We start from the raw sequence: 20,090 nt of genomic DNA, 5'->3' as shown, positions 1-20,090 counted from the left end.
GGATGGACTGCGTGGCGTCGAGACGCCGCAGCGGGCGGGGCCGCGCGCGCCGCGCGCACGACCGGCCCGGTGCGGCGGCGTTCGGCGGACGGCAGGCTCGCCGGCGCGGGCAGCACGGTCTGCGAGGCGACTCGTGCGGCACGCTGCGCCAGCACGTCGGCGGCATGAGGCCAGTCGGCGAGTCCCGGCCCGATCATGCCGACGCCTTCGATATAAGCAAGCAATGGAGTCATGCCGAGCCCGCTCCCTTGCGCCCGAACACGAGACTGCAGTTCGTCCCGCCGAAGCCGAACGAGTTGGAGAGCACCGCGCGCAACGGTGCGCCGCGCGTTTCGAGCACGTAATCGAGACCGAGCGCGGGGTCCGGCTCGCTCGTGGTGGCGCCCGCCGGAATCATCTGGTGCCGCAAGGCGAGCGCCGCGATCACCGCTTCGAGCGCGCCCGCCGCGCCGAGCGTGTGACCCGTCGCGCCCTTGGTCGAGCTGCACGGCACGCGGTAAAAGAGGCTCGTGAGCGCGCGGCTTTCGGCGGCGTCGTTGCTGGGCGTCGCGGTGCCGTGGAGGTTCACGTAGCCGATATCGCCTGCATCGAGGCCGGCGCTCGCGAGCGCCTGTTCCATCGCCATGCGCGCGCCCAGTCCTTCGGGATGCGGCGACGACATGTGATACGCATCGCTCGATTCGCCGATGCCGAGCAGGCGGATCGTGTCGTCATCGGCGTGGCCGGCCGCGTCCCGTTCGAGCAAGCCGAACGCCGCCGCCTCGCCGATGGAAATGCCGTCGCGCTTCACGTCGAACGGTTTGCACGGTCCGGGCGCGAGCAATTCGAGCGAGTTGAAGCCGTAGAGCGTCGTGAGACAGAGCGTATCGACGCCGCCGACCACGGCTGCATCGATCAGGCCGGTTTCGAGCATGCGGCGCGCCGATCCGAACACCTTCGCGCCCGACGAGCACGCCGACGACACCGACACCGCCGGTCCGCGCAGCCCGAAGTACGCGCGCACGAAGCCGGCGAGCGAGTAGGGATTGTGCGTGGTCGCGTAATTGAAGTCGGCGGGCAGCGCGCCGGTTTGCGCGTCGCGCCGCTGGTAGGCGAGCTCGGTTTCCAGAATGCCCGCCGTGCTGGTGCCCATGAATACGCCGATGCGTTGCGCGCCGTATCGTTCGATCGCTTCGCGCACGCGTTCGTCGAAGGCGTCCTGCGTCATCGCCAGTTGTGCGAGGCGGTTGTTGCGGCAGTCGAATTCGGCGAGCTCCGCACGGATCGGCGCGTCCTCGATGCCGGCGACGCGGCCCGTGAACGTGCGCAGCGCGGCGCCTTGGAAATCGCACGGGGCGAGTCCGCTGCGTGCCGCCGACAGCGCGGCAAGCGTCGCTTCGAGGCCACGGCCCGCGCAGCTCGTGGCGGTGAAATGCGTAAGCAGAAGAGGGTTCACTACGGCTTGGATTCCCAATGTGCGGCGGGTTTCGAATGGGATGAATTGTAACAAACGGGTCTTTCTGCCCGGACGCGCGTCAGCCGGCGGTCCTTGCAATCAAAAGACGATTGGCCATGTGCGTGCCGTTGCCCATCGGACAGATCGTCACATCGAAGCGCAGCTCGCCGAGCAGCGCGAGCCATTGCGCCTCGCTGCGCACCGTCAATCCGCTGGTGCGTCCCGAACGGGCGAGCTGCATGCCGAAATCGACGGCGCGATCCACGCTCGCGCGCCAGCCCGCGGCGGCATCGCTGACACGCAGCAGAAGCATGCCGCCCGAAGCGAGACTCGTGCGCACGCGGTGCAGCACGGCTTCCTGCGCGTTCGAATCGACGTAATGCAGGACATCGCACGCGACGACGACATCGGCCTGTGGAAACGGCGTCACGCGAATGTCATCGCAGAAGAAGCGAACGCGCGCCTCATTCCCTCGCAACGCGATTCGAGCCCGGTCGACGTCGCGCGGCGTCAGTTCGATGCCGTAGATCGATTGCGGCGCGGGCGGCGCGGGCCAGTTCGCGGGCCACGCCTGATCCGCGTGATCGCGATGCCACGCGCGCGCGCCGATGAGCCACGCGGCGAGCAGACCCTGACCGCTGCCGAGATCGAGGATGCGCGCGCCATCGGGAATCAGGCCGTGCGCGAGGATGTAGGCGAAGAACGGATCGTGACGCAGCTTGGCCGACGCGAAGTGCCACGCAAAGCGGCCCGCCGCGCGATACGGGCGGCTGGCGGTTTCGATGAGCGCGTTCGGCACCATGCGGGCGGGATCGAGGGAAGGGCTCGTGCAGTCTAGCCCACGATCGCCTCGCGCAAGGTCACGGTTGCGAGTCCGCGATCCGCCGCCGCACGCAAGACCGTGTCGAGCGCGGCCAGCACGACGGGCGCGCCGTTCGCGTCTTTCGCGGCGTGGCCATCGTGGACGAGCAGGATGTCGCGCGCGCCGAACCCGTCGAGCAAGCGCCGCGCGACGAGGGCCGCATCGCCCGTGCGCGTGTCGAAGCCGCGCCGCGTCCAGCTCGCGAGATGCAGCCCGAGACCGCACAGCACCGGTTCGAGAAACGGATTGCGCAATCCAGCCGGCGCGCGAAAGAAGAGCGGCCGCGTTCCCGCGATGTCGCCGAGCGTCGTTTGCGCCGTGTCGATCTCGCGCCGCATCGCGCCCGGTCCCATCAGCGAAAAGGTATGCCGATGCCGCTGGCTGTGATTCTCCACCGCGTGTCCGTGCGCGACGATCGCCTCGACGATGCGCGGATGTTCCCGCGCGCGCTCGCCGATGCAGAAAAACGTCGCGCGTGCGCGATGCGCGTCGAGCAGATCGAGCACGCGCGGCGTGACCTCGGGATCGGGTCCATCGTCGATAGTGATCGCGATGCATGCGCCCGCCGATTCCGGCAGCGTCGTCCAGTTGTGGCCGAGCAGCGCGCTGCGCGGCCAGAGTCCCGCCGCCGTCAACGCGAGGTGCGACGCGATCACGCCGCCTGCCGCCCACGGCCACGTCGCGGGCGCTGCGGCGAGCGCCGCGAGCGCGCCAGCGTGCACGGCGGCCGCCCCGCCGATCAAAGGCGTCGGGGTCCAGCGGCGCGGCTGGCCGGGCGGGTTCATCGCGAGAATCCGGAACGCGGCGCGAGGATCGCCGAGAACAGGAGCGCGAGGATCGCGCCGGGGCCGACCGTCAGGCCGAAAGTCTTGAGCATCGGCACACTGGACAGCGCGAGCAGCCCGAAGCCGAGCACGGTCGCGAGATTCGCGATCACGAGCGACACGAGCGTCTGCGGGGAAATCGCGTCGCGGCCCGCGTGCGCGCGATAGTTGAAGAAGAGCGCGTAGTTCGAGCCGACCGCGACGATCAGCAGCATGCCGATCAGATGCAGGATCGTCAGCGACTTTCCCGCGAGCGCGAGTCCCGCGATCACGACGATCACCGCCGCGACGAGCGGCGCCAGCGTGCGCGCCGCGCGCACCGGCGAACGCAGCGCGAGCACGAGCAGCACGACGATCGCGGCGAATCCGCCGAGCGAGAGGCGAATATCCTCGCGCACGTAGTTCTGATAAAGGCGGTCCGCTTCGGCTTTCATATCGACGAAAAGCGCGTCCGGCACCTGCGATGCCGCCACCGCCGCGCGAATTGTCTGCGCCTGCAATTCCGGGCCTTCGGCCGCGCGCAAGGGCAGCATCGCGGTCCAGCGGCCGTCGCGTTCGGTGAGAAGCGAATCGACTGCGAGCGCCATCGACGTGCCTTGCAGATCGGCGCGGCGCAGGGGCGGTTGCGCGCGGACCGCTTCGACATCGGCGATGAACGGCTCGAAGACCTCGGGCTTCACGCGGATCGTCTGGTCGCGCAGCGCGGCTGCGAGGCGCGTGCGCAGATCCGCGGCCGAAGGCAGGCTCGCGATCCGCGCGCGTTGCGCGGCGTCGCTCGGCAGATAGCGCGCCGGACTTTCATAGCCGGCGATGACGTGCGCATCGACCAGAGGCTGAAGTTGATGCGCGACCGCTTCCGCCCGCTCGAGCGCCGCCTGCTCGTTCGCCGCCGACACCACGACGAGATAGCGCACGTCCGGCGCGCCGACATCGGCGCGCAGACGTTCATCGAGGTCCTGGCTCGCTTTCGGAACGGGGCTCAGCGCGGACAGCTCCTGGCTCCAGAGCCCGTGTCGGTGCATGAGCAAGATGGCGACCGCCGCGAGGAGCAACACGGCGAGCGCCGCGCGCAGGCGCGACGCATGAGCGGCGAAACGCGCGAGCCGTTTGCCGAGGCGCGAGACGTCGCGAATCGCAAAGTTTTGCGGCAACGCATGCGGCAGCACGAAACGCGTGACGATGCCAGCCGTCGACAAACCGACGATGGAATACAGCCCGAGTTGCACGAGACCCGGGAAGCCGGAGAAGAGCATCGATGCGAAGCCGCAGATCGACGTCAGCACGCCGAGGCGGATCGTCGGCCAGAAGCTGGCGACCCAGTCTTTCAGCGATTCGCGCCGCTCTACCCCAGCCGACTGCACGAAGAGGTAGATCGAATAATCGACGGCCTCGCCGATCAGCGTCGTGCCGAAGCCGAGCGTGAGCCCATGCACCGTGCCGAACACGAGGCTCACGGCGGCGACGCCCGCCGCGACGCCGGAGAGCACCGGCATCAAACCGAGCAGCAGCGTGGGCACCGAGCGATACACCGCCAGCAACAGCACGACGATCAGCGCGATGCTCGCCGCCGACAGCCAGCGCACGTCGCGCATGATCGTGTCGCGCGTATCGACGGCGAACACGCCCGGTCCCGTCATCAGCAGGCGATACGGCGACGCGCCCGGCGCAGCGTGCGCAAACGCTTCGCGGATCGCGGCGATCGCGCTGGCTTGCGCATCGGTGTCGGAGCCGGCGCTCGCGGTCTGCGCGAGCAGCACGGCGCGCCGGCCGTCGCGCGATGCCCACACGCCGTCCTGCATGGCGGGCTGCGCGCCGCTGTCCAGCTGGCTGACGAGCGCGGTGACTTCGCCGGTCGGGTCGTGCGGCAGCAAGTCCTTCGTCATCATGCCGGCGGAAGAGGTCAGCAGATCGAGGCTGTCGGCGAGCGCGTCCTTCAGGCCGGCCACGCTGAAACGCTCGGGCGTCACTGCGGGGCTCAACTGATAGCGATGCTCGAAAACGAAGCGTTCGTCGCGCGCCTGTCCGACCGGCTCGCCGTTGTTGATCGCGGAAAAGCGCTTGTCCTCGCGCAGCTTCGCCGCGACGTTGCGCGAGACATCGGCGCGTCCGGTCGCGTCGCCGCCGTCGATGCCGACGAGAATCAGCCGCGAGACGAGCCCGTCGCGCAATTGCTCGACGAGCACGCGTTGCTGCTCGGTGGGCGCGCGCGGCAGGAAAGCGGAGAGATCGGCGGAAAAGTGCGTACGCGCGATGACGCCCGCGCAAACCGCGAGAAAGCACAGCCAGACGATGATCGCAGGCTGGCGCAAGGACCGCGAAACCGCGCGCATGCCGGGTTCAGTGCGCCGACGCGTCTTGCAGGCGCATCAGCGAGCGGTCGCCGTCGGCCTGTCTGATCTCGACGCGCGCGAGCGCCGCGCCGGTGCCCGCGAGCGTGATCGAGCTGACTTTCTGCTTCATGCGCGAATCGGTCGGCACGAGCGTCATCGTCCAGTCGTCGCCCTTGCCGTCGATCGACACCGTGTACGCGTTTTCCAGCGCGAACCGGTTGCCCGCAAGCGTCGCGCGAATGCTTTCGATGAACGCGCCCAATTCCGGATAGTTGCGCAGCGGAATCGTCACCTTGCGGCCGTTGCGATCGACGGTGAGCATGTCGCCGTCGACGACGAGATTCTCCGGCTTCGGGCTGGCCGTGTGTTTTTCCAGATGATCGGGCGCGACGAACACCAGTTCCCCCGACGATTCGAGCGGCTCCTGCGCGATCTTCAGATAACGCGTTTCGGTAAAATGCGCGCGCCCGGATTTTTTCGCGCCGAGCGTGTTCATCAGGCGATCGAGCGTCCAGGATGCGTCGGCGGCAACTGCCAGCGTCGACGTGACGCAAAGAACGGCGGCGGCCAGCGCCGCGTAAAAAGCTCGCATAAGCTCAGGAATCCCTCGCGACTTCCCGCAGGCGCGCACCGGCCGTGCGCGCTTGCCCCGGTTCCTGCGCGGCGTTCGTCTGCCAGAAGTCGAAATAATTGAACCAGTTGTACGGCGCCGCCCGGCAATATTTGTCGAGCAGCGCCACATAGCGCGTGAGTGCGGCATCGACGGCGGCGGCGCGCTCGCCGCGCCCGACCTTCGAAAAATCGGCGAGCGTTTCGAAGTGAATGTCGTAGCGGTTGCCGCCGAGATACAGCCCCGTCATGAAGACGACCGGACGCCGCAACACGGCCGCCATATGCAGCGGCCCGAGCGGAAACGCGGCCGGCGTGCCGAGGAACTCGCGTTCCTTCAGGGCATCGCCGGCCTGGCGCAGCGTGCGGTCCGCGAGAATGCCGACGAGCGCGCCCGCATCGAGCCGCTCGCGGACCTTGAGCATCGCATCGACCTTGCCGAGTCCGATCACGTCGTGATGCGCAGCCGGATTCACGGCGGCGAGAATCGCGTTGATCTTGCGCGCGTTTTCTTCGTACATCGTGATTGCGATGCGGATATGCGGCTGCGCCCGCCCGATCGCGCGCACCACCTCGAAGCTGCCGAGATGCGCGCCCATCAGGAACGCGCCGTGTCCGCCCGCGAGCGCGGCCTCGACATCCTCGACGCCATGCGTGCGGATATCGAACAAATCGAAGCGTTCGTTGAGCAGATAGATGCGGTCGTGGATCGTCGACGCGAACGAGAATACGTGCCGATAACCATCGCGCCAGCCCGCGTGCCGGCCGAGCGCGCGATTCAGATAAGCGCGCGATGCACGCCGCGCGCGCGGCGCGAACACCACGAAATACGCGGTGACGATCCGCAGCAACACGCGCCCGATGCGCCGCCCGAAGCGCAGCGACACCCACGTCATGAAACGCAGCAGCGCGAGGTTGCTGCGTTCCTGGCGGTCAGCCCAGTCGTCGCGGTTGCGCGGCTTGTTCACGATGCTTGCGTGTCCCGGCGGTCGTTGTCGATCATGCCGACGGCGCCGCTCGCCACCGTGCGAGCGCCGGCGCGAACCGTGAAGCGGATCGCGCCGCTCGCGGACGTTTCGTACGCAACGTCGAGCACTTCGCCCGGTTCGGCCGGGCTCAGGAATTTCGCAGATTCGATCCTGCATGCGCCGAAGCTCTTTCCGAGCGCGCAGCCGATCGCGTCGAGCGCGTGATCGAGCAGCACGACGCCGGGCACGATCGGGCGTCCGGGAAAATGCCCGGTGAGCGCGGGGTGTCCCGGCGGCACGGTAAAGGTCAGCGCCGCCTTGCGGTTGCGTTCCCGTTCGATCAGTTGCGTCAGCACTTCGCGCGGCAGCTTGCCGGTTGCGTTGCGCGGCAGCGAATCGACGAACAGCAGCGGGCGCGGCATGAACGCGGCGTCGATACGCTCGCGCAATGCGCGCTGAAGATCCGCCGACGCGAGTTCCGGGGCCACGACGAGCGCCGTCAGACGGCGCACGGCTTCGCTGTCGGCGGGGCTTTCGTCGGGCATGTAGAACACGCCGTCGATCACGCCGGGCACCGCGTTCAGCTGATGATTCAGATACGCGAGCGACGTGCGCTTGCCCGCGATGTTGATCAGATCCGCCTTGCGGCCGTGCAGCAGAAAATGCGTGCGGTCGATGAGTTCGAGCGCGTCGCCCATCGGCACGGGCACTTCGACGTGGCCGCCCGAGGCCCAGACGGTCTGCTCGCCGGCATCGTCGGCGCGCGGCGTCAAGGCGATGTCCGGAAACAGTTCCCACGCGGCGGTGCGCGCGGTGCGGCGCGTCGCGATCTGGCCGGTTTCGGTGCTGCCGTAGATTTCCATGAGCGGCGCGCCGAGGCGCACTTCGGCGTCGCGCGCGAGCTTCTCGGAAAGCGGCGCGGTCGCCGACAGCACGAGCGACGCGCGCGGCAACGCTTCCTCGTTCGCGAACAGCGCACGCAGATGAATCGGCGAGCTGACGAGCACGCGCGGTTCGGGCACCGCCGCAAGTTCGGCGCGGATATCGACGGGATAGAACGGCTGGCGGTTGCTGAACGCGAGGCCGCCGAGCAGCGCGAGCAGCACCGTCGATTCGAAACCGTACATGTGCTGCGGCGGCACGGTGCCGATGAGCGTCGCGCGCGCTTCGCCGAGCAGGCCGAGACGCGCCGCCGCCGCGCGCACGTTCTTCACGAGAAAGCCCCACGTCTTGCGATGCGGCACCGGCACGCCGGTCGAACCCGACGTGAACACGTAAGCCACGACGCGCGCGCCGTCGATGTGCGGGACAGCCGTCTCGCGCGCCGCGTCGTCGGACGGGCCGGTTTGCGGATATCGAAAGCGTGGCAGATCGATTGCGCAATCGTCGTTGTCGTGCAGGCAAAACGCGTCCGGCGCGAACGAGGCGAGCGCGCGGACCATGTCGGGCGTATGCGTCGAAGGCAGCAGGCTCGTCTTGCCCGCGACGAGCGTCGCGCACAGGCTCACCGTGAAGCGATAGCGATCCGTGCAGACGTTGAACACGTGTTGACCTTCGGGCAGTGCATCGGCGAGTGCGCGCACGTCGGCGAGAAACGCGCGCACGGTGACGGGCGCACCGTCGCGCCAGGCGATCGTCTGATCCGGCGACGAATGGAAAACGAGCGGAAAGGTCTGCATGTGCGATGAGTTCGACGACATTACTGCGCCCCGCTGCGACGCATCTGCATCGAACGGGTGTAGGCGCGAATGGCGTCCATGATGCTCGACGGCTCCATGTCCGGCAGCGCGATGCGGCGGCACGCATATTCGGCGACGAACATCAGCCCGACGAGCGGCAGCGCGAGATAGTTGGCGAACGTGGACCACGTGACGATCGATGCGCACGCGAACAGCACCGTCGACACGACCGCGGTCGCGACGAAGAAGACCGTCCACGCCGCCGTGACGCGCCGCGTATAGCGCGCGACACGGGGTTCGAGCTTGCCGTGGACCATGGTTGCGAATTGCGTGCAAAGCGGCTCGCGGCCGTGAACGAGCGTGCGGCCGAACATCCACGCGAGCGCGACATTGAAGCTCGCGTGCTCGGCCCACAAGCCCCAGCCGAAATGCGCGGTGAGCGGCGCGCGCGCCAGCCACAACCCGGTACATGCGAGCGCCCAGAGCGGCACCAGCCACGGACGCGCCGGCGAGCGCAACGCGGCGTTCAGCGCGATGAGCAGGATTGGCGCCAGGACGAGCGCGAGACCCAGCCCGTGTGCGCCCGGCGCGGAAGCGGCATGGTGCGCGGCAAGTTGATAAGCGGCGATCGCGCCCGCGACGCCCGCCGCGCGAACGAAGCCGACCGCGCTCATCGGCGCGCTCCCGCGTCGCGCGACGCACATGAAGGCCGGTTGAAAGACGCGGATCGAAGGAAAAAGGTATGCAACATGGATTGCGGCTGCGGCGCTCTTGCCAGAACGCTCGGTTAATGAACAAAAACTCGGCAGTCGCCTGCCTGACGATCATTTTCCCGCGCGGGTGCGCGACCGGTCTGTAACCGTTTGTTCGATGCTCTTACATTCGTCAGACCGGCGAATTTTACCCTACCGGCGCAGGGGCCCGCCCGGCGGCGAAACGGCTGATTTTCCTCGGAAATATCGTGCTGCTGCACGCCTTTCGGCCGGTTACCTTTCCTACTAGGCGCCCCGGAGGGCTTCGACTAGAATTTCGCCACCGCAATTATCTCGATAACAGGCGGCCGGCGGCGTGCGGAGAACCCGGGGCGTACGTCTTTCGAGCCGCCCCTGACGCGCGTTTTTGCGCGGGTCCGCACATACGATGAATGAACTGGAAAGAGAGCTGGCCGAGCTGATCGTCGCCGAACTGAATCTCGAGGATGTCGATCCCAAGGCGGTTTCGGCCGATACACGGCTGTATGAAGAAGGCTTCGGGCTCGATTCCATCGACATCCTGGAGATTGCGCTCCTGATCTCGAAGAAATACGGCTTCGAGCTGCGCTCGGATGATCCGGACAACGAGACGATCTTCGCGAGCCTCGGCGCGCTTGCGGCGCACGTCGCCGCGCATCGCACACGATAAGGCGGGCCGCGGCTTCATGCGCTGCCCGCCGCTGTCATGCAAGTGAAATCCGCCGCATCGGAACTGAACGACGCGCACGCTCGTGCGCTCGCCGGTGCGGCCGCGCAACATCGAAACGGAAACGTGCAATGCAATCGATGACGGGAGCCACGCCATGCGCGCGCTCGTGACAGGCGGCAGCGGCGCGATCGGACAAGCCATCTGCCGGACGCTGGGCGCGGCCGGGCACGAAGTCTGGATCCACGCGAACGGCGGCATCGAGCGCGCTGAAAGCTGCGCGCAAGCCATTCGCGCGGCGGGCGGCACGGCGCATGCAATCGCCTTCGACGTGACCGATCCCGACACCACCGATACCGCGATTGCGCGCATCCTCGCCGACGGCCCGGTGCAGATTCTGGTGAACAACGCGGGCATCCACGACGACGCGCCGATGCCCGGCATGTCCCGCCAGCAATGGAAACGCGTGCTCGACGTCACGCTCGACGGTTTTTTCAACGTCACGCAGCCGCTTCTGATGCCGATGATCCGCACGCGCTGGGGACGCATCGTCAATATGTCGTCGCTCTCGGGGTTGATGGGCAATCGCGGGCAGGTGAATTACGCGGCGGCCAAAGCAGGGTTGATCGGCGCGACGCGCGCGCTCGCGCAGGAGCTTGCATCGCGCGGCATCACGGTGAACGCGGTGGCGCCCGGCGTCGTCGATTCGCCGATGCTCGGCAACGCGTTTCCGCCCGAGCGCATCAGGCAACTGGTGCCGGCGCAGCGCCCGGGCACGGCGGAGGAGGTCGCGGGCATGGTCGCATATCTGGTGTCGGACGCGGCGGCTTATGTCACGGGACAGGTTTTGTCGATCAACGGCGGAATCGCGTGAATCGGATCGAAAGGAGCGCAATGAGCGAAGCGATTCAAACCTGGGATGTGGCGGTGATCGGCGGCGGACCCGCCGGTTCGACGGCGGCGACCTTGCTTGCGGACCGCGGCTATCGCGTGCGGGTGCTCGAGAAGGCGCGGCATCCGCGCTTTCATATCGGCGAATCGCTTCTGCCGGCGAATCTGCGGCTTTTCGAACGGCTCGGCGTCGCCGATGAAGTGCGCGCGATCGGCATGGTCAAGCTCGCAGCCGAGTTCGTATCGCCGCAACACGGCGACCGCATGCAACGCTTTCTCTTCGCCGATGCCTGGGACAAGTCGATGCCGAGCGCGTATCAGGTGCGCCGCTCCGAGCTCGACGAGATCCTGCTGCGCAACGCGGCGAAGCACGGCGCGCATGTGAGCGAAGGCTGCCGCGCGCGCGACGTCGTGTTCGCGCCGGATGGTTCCAGCGCGACGATCGGCGCCGAGCACGACGATGGCCGCATCGAGGAAGTGCGCGCGCGTTTCGTCGTCGATGCGTCGGGGCGCGATACGCTGCTCGCCAATCATTTCAAGACGAAGCGCCGCAACGAGCGCCACAATTCGTCGGCGCTGTACGGCCATTTCAGGAATGCCCGCCGGAACGTCGGTCAGAATGAAGGCAACATCACCGTGTTCTGGTTCGAGCACGGCTGGTTCTGGTTCATCCCGCTCGCGGACGGCGCGACGAGCATCGGCGCGGTCGTGTGGCCGGCGTATCTGAAGCGGCGTCCGAAGGGCACGTCGGTCGAAACGTTCTTCCGCGACACCATCGCGCTGTGCGCGCCGCTCGCCGAGCGGCTCGAAGACGCCGAGCTGATCAGCGAAGTCCACGCGACGGGCAACTACTCGTACACCGGCGACATGACGCACGGACGCAATTTCCTGCTGCTTGGCGACGCATTCGCGTTCATCGACCCGGTGTTCTCGTCCGGCGTGATGCTCGCGATGCAGAGCGCGTTCGCGGGCGCCGAAGCGATCGACACGGCGCTGAAAAATCCCGCCAGCGCGCGAGCCGCGCTCGCGAAGTTCGACCGCGACGTGCGCCACGGCCCGCGCGAGTTTTCGTGGTTCATCTACCGCATGACCTCGCCCACGATGCGCAATCTCTTCATGGGCCCGAGAAACCCGCTGCGCATGAAGGAAGCGCTGTTGTCGCTGCTCGCGGGCGATATTTTCGGCACGACGCCGATCTGGCATTCGCTGCGCGCCTTCAAGGGCATCTATTACGTCTCGGCCGCGCTCGACTGGCGCAATTCGCTGCGCGCTTATCGCCAGCGCCGCCGCAATCTGAGCGACGCGAAACGCGCGGAGCTTTCGGCCAATTGATCACGATGCCGGGATTTCGCTCGTCGCTTCTTGCGCGCCTGCTGCCCCTGCTGTTGCTCGTCGCGAGCACGGCAGCGTGCGCCGGTGAAGCGCCGCCGCCGAGCAAGCCGTTGTGGGAGCTCGGCCTCGGCATGGGCGTCGCGGCGTTTCCCCACTATCCGGGCTCGGACCAGACGCGCGCGTGGGTCTTTCCGTTCCCCTACGTGATCTATCGCGGCAAGTTCTTCCGCGCCGATCGCGACGGCGTGCGCGGCCAGTTGCTCGACACCGACCGCATCAACTTCAATATCAGCCTGCTCGGCTCGCTGCCCGTTTCCAGCCGCGACGACAACGCGCGCGCCGGGATGCCCGATCTCAAGCCGACGATCGAAATCGGCCCGTCGATGGAAGTGCACCTGTGGCGCTCGCCATCGCGCGACACGCTGCTCGATCTGCGCTTGCCGGTGCGCATGGGCATCACGCTGGAATCGTCGCCGAAGACGGTCGGCTGGCAGTTCGAGCCGAACCTGAATCTCGATCTGATCGATGTCGCGGGCGTGTCGGGGCTGCGCGTCGGCATGCTTGCCGGGCCGATGTTCGCCGACGGCAAATACAGCGACCACTTCTACACGGTCGCCCCGCAATACGCGACGCCCGGCCGTCCCGCGTTTCAGGCGCACGGTGGCTACGCGGGCACGCAGGCGCTCGTGTCGATGTCGCGGCGCTTCAGCCGTTACTGGGTCGGCGCGTTCATGCGCTACGCGAACCTCGCCGGCGCGAGCTTCGGCGATAGCCCGCTCGTCGGGCAAAAGAGCGCGCTCTCGGGCGGCGTGGCGGTGGCGTGGGTGTTCGGGCAGTCGTCGAAAATGGTGGCGAGCGATGAGTGACGCCCATCGGAAAATCGGCGGCGCGGGCGAGAGGGCGTCGCCTCGCCGGACGCTCGAAGCCGCGTGGCAATGCGTGGCGTTCTATTTCGCGCTCGTCGTGCTCGCGCTCGTGTGCCTCGCGTGGTTTCCGTTCGCGTCGATCCTGCGGCGCGTGCTTTCCGCCGATGCCGGGCGGCGCGTCGGGCGCACCGTCGTGCAGCGCGTGTGGCACGGTTACTTCGTGCTCCTGCGCACGCTCGGCGCATGCCGCTTCGATCTCTCCGGGCTCGACTCGCTTGCAAATGAGTCCGCGATGATCCTCGCGCCGAATCACCCGTGCCTGCTCGACGCGCTCCTGATCGCGTCGCGCGTGCCCGATACGTGTTGCGTGATGAAGGGCGATGTCGCCAGCAACGTGTTTCTCGGGCCGGGCGCGCTGCTCGCGGGCTATATCGTCAACGATACGCCGGTCGGACTGATTCGCGCCGCCGTCGCCGAATTGCAGCGCGGCGCTCCGCTGCTGCTGTTTCCCGAAGGCACGCGCACGGAGCACGCGTCCGTGAATCCGCTGAAGGGCGGCATCGCGCTGATCGCGGGGCGCGCGCAGGTGCCGGTGCAGACGCTCATCATCGAGACGGATTCGGGGTTTCTCGGCAAGGGCTGGCAGATCTTCAGAAAGCCCGCACTGCCCATCACGTACCGCGTGACGCTCGGCCGCCGCTTCGCGCCGCCGGGCCGCGATCATGCCGCGCTGCAGGCGTTCATCGCCGAATTGCAGCGTTTCTATGCGGGCGAACTCGACCCGCATCGTTCGCGCGACTGAAAGCCGCCGCGCCGGCAGACGTTAGAATTCGTCGTATCTCTTTTGCTCCCCGCTTTGCTCAATGCCTTCGACACGCGCATCGTCCACGCATCTCGTCCTCATTCCGAGCTACAACCCCGGCGAGAAAGTCGACGAAACCGTGCGCGGCGCGCGGGCGCAGTGGAATCCCGTTTGGGTCGTCGTCGACGGCAGCACGGACGGCAGCGCCGAACGCCTCACCGCGATGGCGCACTCCGATCCGGGCCTGCGCGTGATCGTGCTGCCGGAGAACCGCGGCAAGGGCGCGGCGATTCTCGCGGGCCTCGACGAAGCCGCGAGACTCGGCTTCACTCACGCTTTGACGATGGACTCCGACGGCCAGCATCCCGCCGCGCTGATTAGCACGTTCATGGAAACGTCGATGCGCGCGCCGGACGCGATGATCCTCGGCCGCCCGAGATTCGACGCCAGCGCGCCGCAATTGCGCGTGCAGGGCCGGCGCATCTCGAACGGCTGGGCGAATCTGGAGACGCTCTGGATGGGCATTGGCGATTCGCTGTACGGCTTTCGCGTCTACCCGATCGAGCCGCTCGCCGCGCTGATGCGAAAGGAAACGTGGATGCGCCGCTTCGACTTCGATCCCGAGGCGGTGGTGCGTCTGTGCTGGCGCGGCGTGCGCCCGATCAACCTCGACGCGCCCGTGCGCTACTTCACGCCGGCAGAGGGCGGCGTCTCGCATTTCCACTATGGCCGCGACAACCTGCTGCTCACGTGGATGCATGCGCGGCTTTTTTTCGGCTTCGTGCTGCGCTTGCCGCTGCTCATCGCGAGACGCCTGTCGGGGCGATGATCGGCGCGGATCGGTGACGTCGCGCTCATCGCGAACGCGATACGGTCTCGCGCGAGTTACGCCGCCTTCTTCAACACGAGACGCGCTTCCAGGCCGCCGCCTTCGCGATGATGCAGCGTCAGCGAGGCGTCCATCGCGAGCGTGAGTTGCCGCGCGATGGCGAGCCCGAGCCCCGTGCCCCCGGTTTGCCGGTTGCGCGAGCCTTCCAGCCGGACGAACGGCTCGAACACCGCCTCCAGCGATTCGTCGGGAATGCCCGGGCCCCGATCGAGCACGGCAATGACGGCGCGCCCATCGTTGCGCGTGCAGACTTCGATCTCCGCCGCGCCGGAATACTTGATCGCGTTATCGACGAGATTGCCCACGACACGTTTCAACGCCTGCGGAGGCGCCATCAGCGCGCCGCCGATGCTGCCGCGCAACGTCACCGACTGCCCGGCATCGAGGTAGTCGTCGACGATGCTTTCGAAAAGCGCATCCGGATCGATGCGGCGCGGCGCTTCGTTCGTGCCGTGCAACGTGCGCGCGTAGGTCACGCCTTCCTTCACGAGCAATTCCATCTCCTTCAGGTCCTGCTGGAGCTTCGCGCCGGTCGACTCGTCGTCCATCACGTCGACGCGCAGGCGCATGCGCGTGATCGGCGTCTGCAGATCGTGCGTGATCGCCGCGAGAATCTGCATGCGCTGGGTCATGTATGTCGAAACGCGGTCCTGCATAGCGTTGAATGCCTTCGCGGCGCGCGCGACTTCCTCCGGCCCGGATTCGGGCAGGCGTTCGGCCTTGAGATCGGGGCCGAGTGTATCGGCGGCATTGGCGAGGCGCTTGAGCGGGCCCGTCGCGAGGCGCACCGCGAGCCAGCAGCACGCGCCGAGCACGATCAGTTGCAGGACCAGTACCAGCGGCAACCAGCCGGATAAGGGCATGCCGACCATCGGACGCATGTCGATGGTGAGCGGCGAGCCGTCCGACAGCCGCAGATGCACCTGAAAGCGCTCTTTGTCGCCGGGCACGGCATTGACCGTCAGCGGATAGCGCTTGCCGATGCCTTCGCCGATGGAACGCGCGAAGCGCTCCGACAACGCGGCATCCGGCGGCGCACCGGCCACGCCCGGCCCGAGGATGAATTGATAGCTGCGGCGCGCGAGCCGCGGCAGCCATTCTTTGCGCTCGTCCGGCGGCAGATGATCGAGCAGCGCGACCGAGCTCGCCACTTCGCGCTCGACGTAGCCCATCATCATGTGGGTCATCGAATCGTCGCGTTCGCGCATCGTCAGAAGGAACGAGAACGTCTGCGCGAGCGCCAGCCCGACGACGAGAATCAGCGCGAGCCGCGCGAACAGCGTGCGCGGCCAGTGCAGCAGGGAAGCGGGTGAAACCGTGCTCATTGCGAAGACTCGACCGGTTTGACTTCCGCCGAGAACACATAGCCTTCGCTGCGCAGCGTCTTGATGTAGCGCGGCTCGCGGGCGGTGTCGCGCAGGCGCTGGCGCAGACGCGACACGAGCAGATCGATGGAGCGATCGAAGGCATCGGCCTGACGTCCTTGCGTCAGGTTCAGGAGCTGGTCGCGCGTGAGCACGCGCTGCGCATTGTCGAGAAACACGCGCAGCAGCCGGTATTCAGCGCCGGACAGCGAGACCATCGTGCCTTCGGCATCGAGCAGGTGACGCGCGGTCGTGTCGAGGCGCCAGTCGCCGAACGCCAGCATTTGCGACGATTCGCTCACTTCCATTCCCGGCGGCAGCATGCGCGTGCGGCGCAGCACCGAGCGGATGCGCGCGAGCAGCTCGCGCACGGCGAACGGTTTCGGCAGGTAATCGTCGGCGCCCATTTCGAGACCGAGAATGCGATCGGCTTCCTCGTTGCGCGCGGTGAGCATCAGCACCGGCACGTCGCGGTACTTGCCCGCGCGCAGCTCGCGGCACAGCACGAGACCGTCTTCGCCGGGCAGCATCAGATCGAGCACGATCAGATCCGGCGCGCCTTGCTGCTCCAGCACCGCGCGCATCTGGCGTCCGTTCGCCGCAAGCGACACGCGCATGCCGTTCTTTTCGAGGTAGGTGGCGAGCAGTTCGCGAATGCCGCGATCGTCGTCGACGATCAATACGTGATCAGTGGTTTCCATCGATGGATCGTTGTCGTTGACGCTTGAGTTGCACCCGGCTCGGGCTAACCAGCAGACACTGAACCGGATGGGCCATTTCCGTCGCGATGCCGCCTGCGAGAAAGGCGAGCACCGCCAGCATGCGTTTCATTCGAAGCTCCCGCTGATGATGCGATGACTGCGTTATAGCGCGGTTCAGCGGAAGTTTTGTATCGCAGTGTATCTCGCATGTCGCGCGACACATAACATTGCGCTGCGCGCCCTTGTCCGACACAAGCGCGATACGCGCGCGCAGTCCAATGCGGTCATGCCGATGCGAACGTCGGCCTGCCGGGGCGACCGGTTCATGACGCGCCGCTCCGATCTCCACCGCATTCAAAGGACTTCGTCATGCTCGCCGTCATCAAGAACGCTGCCGCGTGCGCCGGCCTGGCAGCCTGCGCGGCCATCACGCCCGTGCACGCCGCAACGCCCGCAAGCGCCGGCACTCATTTCACCGCCGCGCCGGAATTCGCCGGCATCGACAACTGGCTCAACAGCGAGCCGCTCACGCTCGCGCAGTTGCGCGGCAAGGTCGTGCTCGTCGATTTCTGGACCTTCGCGTGCGGCAACTGCGTCAACACGCTGCCGGCTGTGAAGTCGTGGCATCAGCAGTATGCGGACAAGGGGCTTGTCGTCATCGGCGTGCATACGCCCGAGTTTCCGTTCGAGCAGGACACGAACAACGTGAAGCGCGCGATCGAGCGCTTCGGCATCACGTATCCCGTCGCGCAGGACAACCGCTATGCGACGTGGGCCGCGTACGGCAACCAGTACTGGCCGGCGTTCTATCTGATCGACAAGCACGGGCAAGTGGCCTACACGCACGTCGGCGAGGGCGATTACGCGCAGACCGAAGCGGCGATCCGGAAGCTTTTGGCCGAGCGCTGAAGCCGGGTTCCGTATCGCAATGTATCTGGAATGCACGCGATACAAAACATTGCACAAGGCCCGCATCCCGGACACAAGCCAGATACCTGCGGGGCTTCAAATACACACAACGACGGCTCACGAGTGAAACGCAAGACGCACACCGCGAAGCCCGAGTGCCGTGACTCATCTAACTGACCGATCGATCCGCTCAAGGAGAAACACCATGAAATCCACCATCGTTGCTTTCGCTCTCGTCGCCAGCGCTGTCGCCGGTGTCGCTCATGCCGCCGTGCCGAACACCCCGGTGAACGTGCAGACCCAACAGGCCGTGGCGAGCCAGAACAACGCCGGCAAGACCCGCGCCGAAGTGAAGCGCGAACTGGTTCAGGCACAGCGCGATGGCCAGATCGCCGCGCTGCGCAGTCTGTATCAGGGCAGCTGATCGGCTTGTCAACTTATTACCGAATATCGACGGACATTACTCATAGAGGCCCAATCATGATCAAGCAATTCGTCACCGCCGCAGTCATCGCCGTCAGCGCCATCGCCGCCGGTTCCGCGTTCGCCAGCAGCGGCTACGGTCCCGCGCCGCACTACGACCCGCTCGCCGGCGCGCCCGCCTCGCAGCGCGGCGTGAGCGCGCAGACCATCGCCAGTGAAAGCGCCGCGATGCCCATGCAGTCGTATGGCGGCATGACCGACACGGTCTCGCAATCGGGCTTGCGCGGCACGTCGACGAACGACGCGGCCAGGCTCTTTGCGCATCACTGATCCATTGACCTTTCGAACACACACGAGGAACGCATCATGACCCAGATCGACACCGTCCTGTACACCGGCAAAACCCGCGTCGTCGGAGGCCGCGAAGGCCATGCGAAGAGCACCGATGGCCGTCTCGACGTGAAACTCTCGCCGCCCGGATCGGCGGGCGCGGGCACCAATCCCGAGCAGATGCTCGCGGCGGGCTGGTCCGCGTGTTTCATCGGCGCGATGGGCAAGGCCGCCGCGAAGCTGAAGACTCGGCTGCCCGCCGACACCGCAGTCGATGCGGAAGTGGACCTCGGCCTGGCGGGCGAAGCGTATCTGCTGCGCGCGCGCCTGAACGTGAGCCTGCCGGGCATCGAGCGCGCGGTGGCCGAGGAAATCGCGAACCTGGCCCATCAGACCTGCCCTTATTCGAAGGCGCTGAAGAGCAACATCGACGTGACGATCACGGTGGTCTGACGCATTTCATCGGCGCGCATCGGCGATTCGGTCCGGTAGACTTGGCGCTTCATCGATCAATCGAAGCAACGAGCCGACATGGACCGAATCGACGCGATGAAAGTCTTCATCGCCACGCTGGACGAGGGCAGTCTGGCGGGCGCGGGGCGGCGGCTCGGCCGCTCGCCCGCCGCCGTGAGCCGCGCGATCGCCTTTCTCGAAGAACACACCGGCACGGCCTTGCTGCATCGCACGACGCGCACGATCAAGCTATCCGAAGCCGGCGAACGTTATGCCGCCGCGTGCCGCCGCATCCTCGTCGATCTCGAAGAAGCCGATTTGCTGATCGCGCACGAACGTTCCGCGCCGCGCGGGCTTCTGACGATCACCGCGCCCGTCGCCGCCGGCGAAGACCTGCTGCGCCCGATGCTCGACGATTTCATCGCGCGCTTTCCCGCCGTGTCCGTGCGCCTGCAAATGCTCGACCGGCCCGTGAGCCTGATCGACGAAGGCATCGATGTGGCGCTGCGCATCGCGCATCTGTCGGACTCGACACTGATCGCGATTCCCGTGGGGGAGGTGCGGCGCGTCGTGGCCGCGTCGCCGCGCTATCTCGCGAAGCATCCGCGCATCGCACAGCCTGCCGATCTCGCGCAACATCGGATCATCTCGATGACGCACTTCGGCCTAGATTCGTGGAGCTTTCCGACTTCGGGCGGCTCGACGATCCCGCAAGTCGTGCAGTTCACGCCGCGTTTCATCGTGAACACGGTGCGCGCGGCGGTGGCCTCCGCCGTCGAAGGACACGGCCTCACGCGGCTTTTTTCCTATCACGTCGCGAAAGAAGTGAGGGACGAAACGCTGCGCATCGTGCTGCCGGATAGCGAACATGCGCCGTTGCCGGTGCATCTTCTGACGCCGCACGGACGGCTGTCGGTGCCGAAGGTGCGCGCGTTCGTCGATTTCGCGACGCCGCGGTTGCGGCGTCACTTCAAGCAATTGCAGATCGATTCAACCGCATAACGGAAGATTGTCTTCCTGCGGGC

Annotated in this window: 22 protein-coding genes and 1 pseudogene; 11 read left to right on the top strand and 12 right to left on the bottom strand. The window is 66.8% G+C overall.

Translation table 11 applies throughout. The annotated features are described in order from the left end of the window. The 9 genes and pseudogenes from NCS58_RS22440 to NCS58_RS22400 all read right to left on the bottom strand — a co-directional run. Positions 1-233, bottom strand: a pseudogene (locus NCS58_RS22440) (3-oxoacyl-ACP synthase); the annotation flags it as partial. Continuing rightward, complete coding sequence (locus NCS58_RS22435) at positions 230-1,435, bottom strand: beta-ketoacyl-[acyl-carrier-protein] synthase family protein (RefSeq protein ID WP_061116461.1); 1,206 nt, start codon at positions 1,433-1,435, stop codon at positions 230-232. The gene NCS58_RS22435 and the pseudogene NCS58_RS22440, both read right to left, overlap by 4 nt. A gap of 79 nt (positions 1,436-1,514) precedes the next feature. Further along, a complete protein-coding gene (locus NCS58_RS22430; RefSeq protein ID WP_061116462.1) occupies positions 1,515-2,237 on the bottom strand; it encodes a bifunctional 2-polyprenyl-6-hydroxyphenol methylase/3-demethylubiquinol 3-O-methyltransferase UbiG in 723 nt (240 codons plus the stop codon). Positions 2,238-2,269: 32 nt separating this feature from the next. Then, positions 2,270-3,082, bottom strand: coding sequence for a polysaccharide deacetylase family protein (locus tag NCS58_RS22425; RefSeq protein ID WP_061116463.1), 813 nt, complete (start codon positions 3,080-3,082; stop codon positions 2,270-2,272). After that, the gene (locus NCS58_RS22420; protein WP_061116464.1) at positions 3,079-5,451 is read right to left on the bottom strand and encodes an MMPL family transporter; all 2,373 of its coding nucleotides are present in this window, start codon (positions 5,449-5,451) and stop codon (positions 3,079-3,081) included. Before NCS58_RS22420 ends, NCS58_RS22425 begins: the two co-directional genes overlap by 4 nt. Positions 5,452-5,458: 7 nt before the next feature. After that, the gene (locus NCS58_RS22415) at positions 5,459-6,043 is read right to left on the bottom strand and encodes an outer membrane lipoprotein carrier protein LolA (protein WP_061116465.1); all 585 of its coding nucleotides are present in this window, start codon (positions 6,041-6,043) and stop codon (positions 5,459-5,461) included. Between the two features lie 4 nt (positions 6,044-6,047). After that, positions 6,048-6,956, bottom strand: a complete 909-nt coding sequence (locus tag NCS58_RS22410; protein ID WP_061116548.1) for an acyl-CoA synthetase — start codon at positions 6,954-6,956, stop codon at positions 6,048-6,050. Positions 6,957-7,024: 68 nt separating this feature from the next. Then, entirely contained in the window at positions 7,025-8,707 is a 1,683-nt protein-coding gene (locus tag NCS58_RS22405) for an AMP-binding protein (RefSeq protein ID WP_250538882.1), read from the bottom strand. A gap of 20 nt (positions 8,708-8,727) precedes the next feature. After that, positions 8,728-9,381 (bottom strand): hypothetical protein, encoded by a 654-nt coding sequence (locus NCS58_RS22400; RefSeq protein ID WP_061116550.1) that lies wholly within the window; start codon positions 9,379-9,381, stop codon positions 8,728-8,730. A 466-nt stretch (positions 9,382-9,847) separates the two neighbouring features. Between NCS58_RS22400 and NCS58_RS22395 the strand changes: the two genes are divergently transcribed. The 6 genes from NCS58_RS22395 to NCS58_RS22370 all read left to right on the top strand — a co-directional run bounded on the left by NCS58_RS22395 (position 9,848) and on the right by NCS58_RS22370 (position 14,825). After that, positions 9,848-10,108: a phosphopantetheine-binding protein gene (locus NCS58_RS22395; protein WP_061116466.1), complete on the top strand. Its 261-nt coding sequence runs from the start codon at positions 9,848-9,850 to the stop codon at positions 10,106-10,108. 154 nt (positions 10,109-10,262) lie between these two features. After that, entirely contained in the window at positions 10,263-10,979 is a 717-nt protein-coding gene (gene fabG / locus NCS58_RS22390; RefSeq protein ID WP_061116551.1) for a 3-oxoacyl-ACP reductase FabG, read from the top strand. Between the two features lie 20 nt (positions 10,980-10,999). Next, positions 11,000-12,328 (top strand): NAD(P)/FAD-dependent oxidoreductase, encoded by a 1,329-nt coding sequence (locus NCS58_RS22385; RefSeq protein ID WP_061116467.1) that lies wholly within the window; start codon positions 11,000-11,002, stop codon positions 12,326-12,328. Between the two features lie 5 nt (positions 12,329-12,333). Next, positions 12,334-13,194, top strand: coding sequence for a MipA/OmpV family protein (locus tag NCS58_RS22380; RefSeq protein ID WP_061116552.1), 861 nt, complete (start codon positions 12,334-12,336; stop codon positions 13,192-13,194). Next, positions 13,187-13,996 carry a 1-acyl-sn-glycerol-3-phosphate acyltransferase gene (locus NCS58_RS22375; protein WP_061116468.1) on the top strand — a complete coding sequence of 270 codons (810 nt, stop codon included), beginning with the start codon at positions 13,187-13,189 and terminating at the stop codon, positions 13,994-13,996. Before NCS58_RS22380 ends, NCS58_RS22375 begins: the two co-directional genes overlap by 8 nt. A 61-nt stretch (positions 13,997-14,057) precedes the next feature. Continuing rightward, positions 14,058-14,825, top strand: a complete 768-nt coding sequence (locus NCS58_RS22370) for a glycosyltransferase family 2 protein (protein WP_061116469.1) — start codon at positions 14,058-14,060, stop codon at positions 14,823-14,825. A gap of 56 nt (positions 14,826-14,881) precedes the next feature. Here the strand turns inward: NCS58_RS22370 and NCS58_RS22365 are convergent, their stop codons facing one another. The 3 genes from NCS58_RS22365 to NCS58_RS22355 are packed head-to-tail and all read right to left on the bottom strand — an operon-like array spanning position 14,882 to position 17,080. Continuing rightward, entirely contained in the window at positions 14,882-16,210 is a 1,329-nt protein-coding gene (locus NCS58_RS22365; protein WP_061116470.1) for a HAMP domain-containing sensor histidine kinase, read from the bottom strand. Next, entirely contained in the window at positions 16,207-16,950 is a 744-nt protein-coding gene (locus NCS58_RS22360) for a response regulator (protein WP_061116471.1), read from the bottom strand. Before NCS58_RS22360 ends, NCS58_RS22365 begins: the two co-directional genes overlap by 4 nt. After that, a complete protein-coding gene (locus tag NCS58_RS22355) occupies positions 16,937-17,080 on the bottom strand; it encodes a hypothetical protein (protein WP_250477655.1) in 144 nt (47 codons plus the stop codon). Before NCS58_RS22355 ends, NCS58_RS22360 begins: the two co-directional genes overlap by 14 nt. A gap of 239 nt (positions 17,081-17,319) precedes the next feature. On the opposite strand from NCS58_RS22355, the gene NCS58_RS22350 reads away from it, so the two are divergent. The 5 genes from NCS58_RS22350 (at position 17,320) to NCS58_RS22330 (ending at position 20,067) form a co-directional block, all read left to right on the top strand. Continuing rightward, on the top strand, positions 17,320-17,859 hold the full coding sequence (locus NCS58_RS22350; RefSeq protein ID WP_061116472.1) for a thioredoxin family protein: 540 nt from the start codon (positions 17,320-17,322) through the stop codon (positions 17,857-17,859). Positions 17,860-18,064: 205 nt separating this feature from the next. Further along, positions 18,065-18,283 (top strand): DUF4148 domain-containing protein, encoded by a 219-nt coding sequence (locus tag NCS58_RS22345; RefSeq protein WP_061116473.1) that lies wholly within the window; start codon positions 18,065-18,067, stop codon positions 18,281-18,283. A gap of 56 nt (positions 18,284-18,339) precedes the next feature. After that, positions 18,340-18,612, top strand: coding sequence for a hypothetical protein (locus NCS58_RS22340; RefSeq protein WP_061116474.1), 273 nt, complete (start codon positions 18,340-18,342; stop codon positions 18,610-18,612). A 36-nt stretch (positions 18,613-18,648) separates the two neighbouring features. Then, the gene (locus NCS58_RS22335; protein WP_061116475.1) at positions 18,649-19,065 is read left to right on the top strand and encodes an organic hydroperoxide resistance protein; all 417 of its coding nucleotides are present in this window, start codon (positions 18,649-18,651) and stop codon (positions 19,063-19,065) included. A 78-nt stretch (positions 19,066-19,143) separates the two neighbouring features. Beyond that, a complete protein-coding gene (locus tag NCS58_RS22330; RefSeq protein ID WP_061116476.1) occupies positions 19,144-20,067 on the top strand; it encodes a LysR family transcriptional regulator in 924 nt (307 codons plus the stop codon). Positions 20,068-20,090 lie beyond the last annotated feature (23 nt).

The organism is Caballeronia sp. INML3B, assembly GCF_023631305.1.
In the GTDB taxonomy this organism is placed as follows: domain Bacteria; phylum Pseudomonadota; class Gammaproteobacteria; order Burkholderiales; family Burkholderiaceae; genus Caballeronia; species Caballeronia turbans.
Note: the sequence above shows the minus strand (reverse complement) of the source record. Positions and strands in the feature narration are given on the sequence as shown.

What these genes read in the sequence shown, in the direction of transcription:
- NCS58_RS22430 (WP_061116462.1), bottom strand. Translation starts at nt 2,237, where the DNA reads ATGGTGCCGAACGCGCTCATCGAAACCGCCAGCCGCCCGTATCGCGCG.
- NCS58_RS22425 (WP_061116463.1), bottom strand. Translation starts at nt 3,082, where the DNA reads ATGAACCCGCCCGGCCAGCCGCGCCGCTGGACCCCGACGCCTTTGATC.
- NCS58_RS22420 (WP_061116464.1), bottom strand. Translation starts at nt 5,451, where the DNA reads ATGCGCGCGGTTTCGCGGTCCTTGCGCCAGCCTGCGATCATCGTCTGG.
- NCS58_RS22415 (WP_061116465.1), bottom strand. Translation starts at nt 6,043, where the DNA reads ATGCGAGCTTTTTACGCGGCGCTGGCCGCCGCCGTTCTTTGCGTCACG.
- NCS58_RS22410 (WP_061116548.1), bottom strand. Translation starts at nt 6,956, where the DNA reads ATGACGTGGGTGTCGCTGCGCTTCGGGCGGCGCATCGGGCGCGTGTTG.
- NCS58_RS22405 (WP_250538882.1), bottom strand. Translation starts at nt 8,707, where the DNA reads ATGCAGACCTTTCCGCTCGTTTTCCATTCGTCGCCGGATCAGACGATC.
- NCS58_RS22400 (WP_061116550.1), bottom strand. Translation starts at nt 9,381, where the DNA reads ATGAGCGCGGTCGGCTTCGTTCGCGCGGCGGGCGTCGCGGGCGCGATC.
- NCS58_RS22395 (WP_061116466.1), top strand. Translation starts at nt 9,848, where the DNA reads ATGAATGAACTGGAAAGAGAGCTGGCCGAGCTGATCGTCGCCGAACTG.
- fabG (WP_061116551.1), top strand. Translation starts at nt 10,263, where the DNA reads ATGCGCGCGCTCGTGACAGGCGGCAGCGGCGCGATCGGACAAGCCATC.
- NCS58_RS22385 (WP_061116467.1), top strand. Translation starts at nt 11,000, where the DNA reads ATGAGCGAAGCGATTCAAACCTGGGATGTGGCGGTGATCGGCGGCGGA.
- NCS58_RS22380 (WP_061116552.1), top strand. Translation starts at nt 12,334, where the DNA reads ATGCCGGGATTTCGCTCGTCGCTTCTTGCGCGCCTGCTGCCCCTGCTG.
- NCS58_RS22375 (WP_061116468.1), top strand. Translation starts at nt 13,187, where the DNA reads ATGAGTGACGCCCATCGGAAAATCGGCGGCGCGGGCGAGAGGGCGTCG.
- NCS58_RS22370 (WP_061116469.1), top strand. Translation starts at nt 14,058, where the DNA reads ATGCCTTCGACACGCGCATCGTCCACGCATCTCGTCCTCATTCCGAGC.
- NCS58_RS22365 (WP_061116470.1), bottom strand. Translation starts at nt 16,210, where the DNA reads ATGAGCACGGTTTCACCCGCTTCCCTGCTGCACTGGCCGCGCACGCTG.
- NCS58_RS22360 (WP_061116471.1), bottom strand. Translation starts at nt 16,950, where the DNA reads ATGGAAACCACTGATCACGTATTGATCGTCGACGACGATCGCGGCATT.
- NCS58_RS22355 (WP_250477655.1), bottom strand. Translation starts at nt 17,080, where the DNA reads ATGAAACGCATGCTGGCGGTGCTCGCCTTTCTCGCAGGCGGCATCGCG.
- NCS58_RS22350 (WP_061116472.1), top strand. Translation starts at nt 17,320, where the DNA reads ATGCTCGCCGTCATCAAGAACGCTGCCGCGTGCGCCGGCCTGGCAGCC.
- NCS58_RS22345 (WP_061116473.1), top strand. Translation starts at nt 18,065, where the DNA reads ATGAAATCCACCATCGTTGCTTTCGCTCTCGTCGCCAGCGCTGTCGCC.
- NCS58_RS22340 (WP_061116474.1), top strand. Translation starts at nt 18,340, where the DNA reads ATGATCAAGCAATTCGTCACCGCCGCAGTCATCGCCGTCAGCGCCATC.
- NCS58_RS22335 (WP_061116475.1), top strand. Translation starts at nt 18,649, where the DNA reads ATGACCCAGATCGACACCGTCCTGTACACCGGCAAAACCCGCGTCGTC.
- NCS58_RS22330 (WP_061116476.1), top strand. Translation starts at nt 19,144, where the DNA reads ATGGACCGAATCGACGCGATGAAAGTCTTCATCGCCACGCTGGACGAG.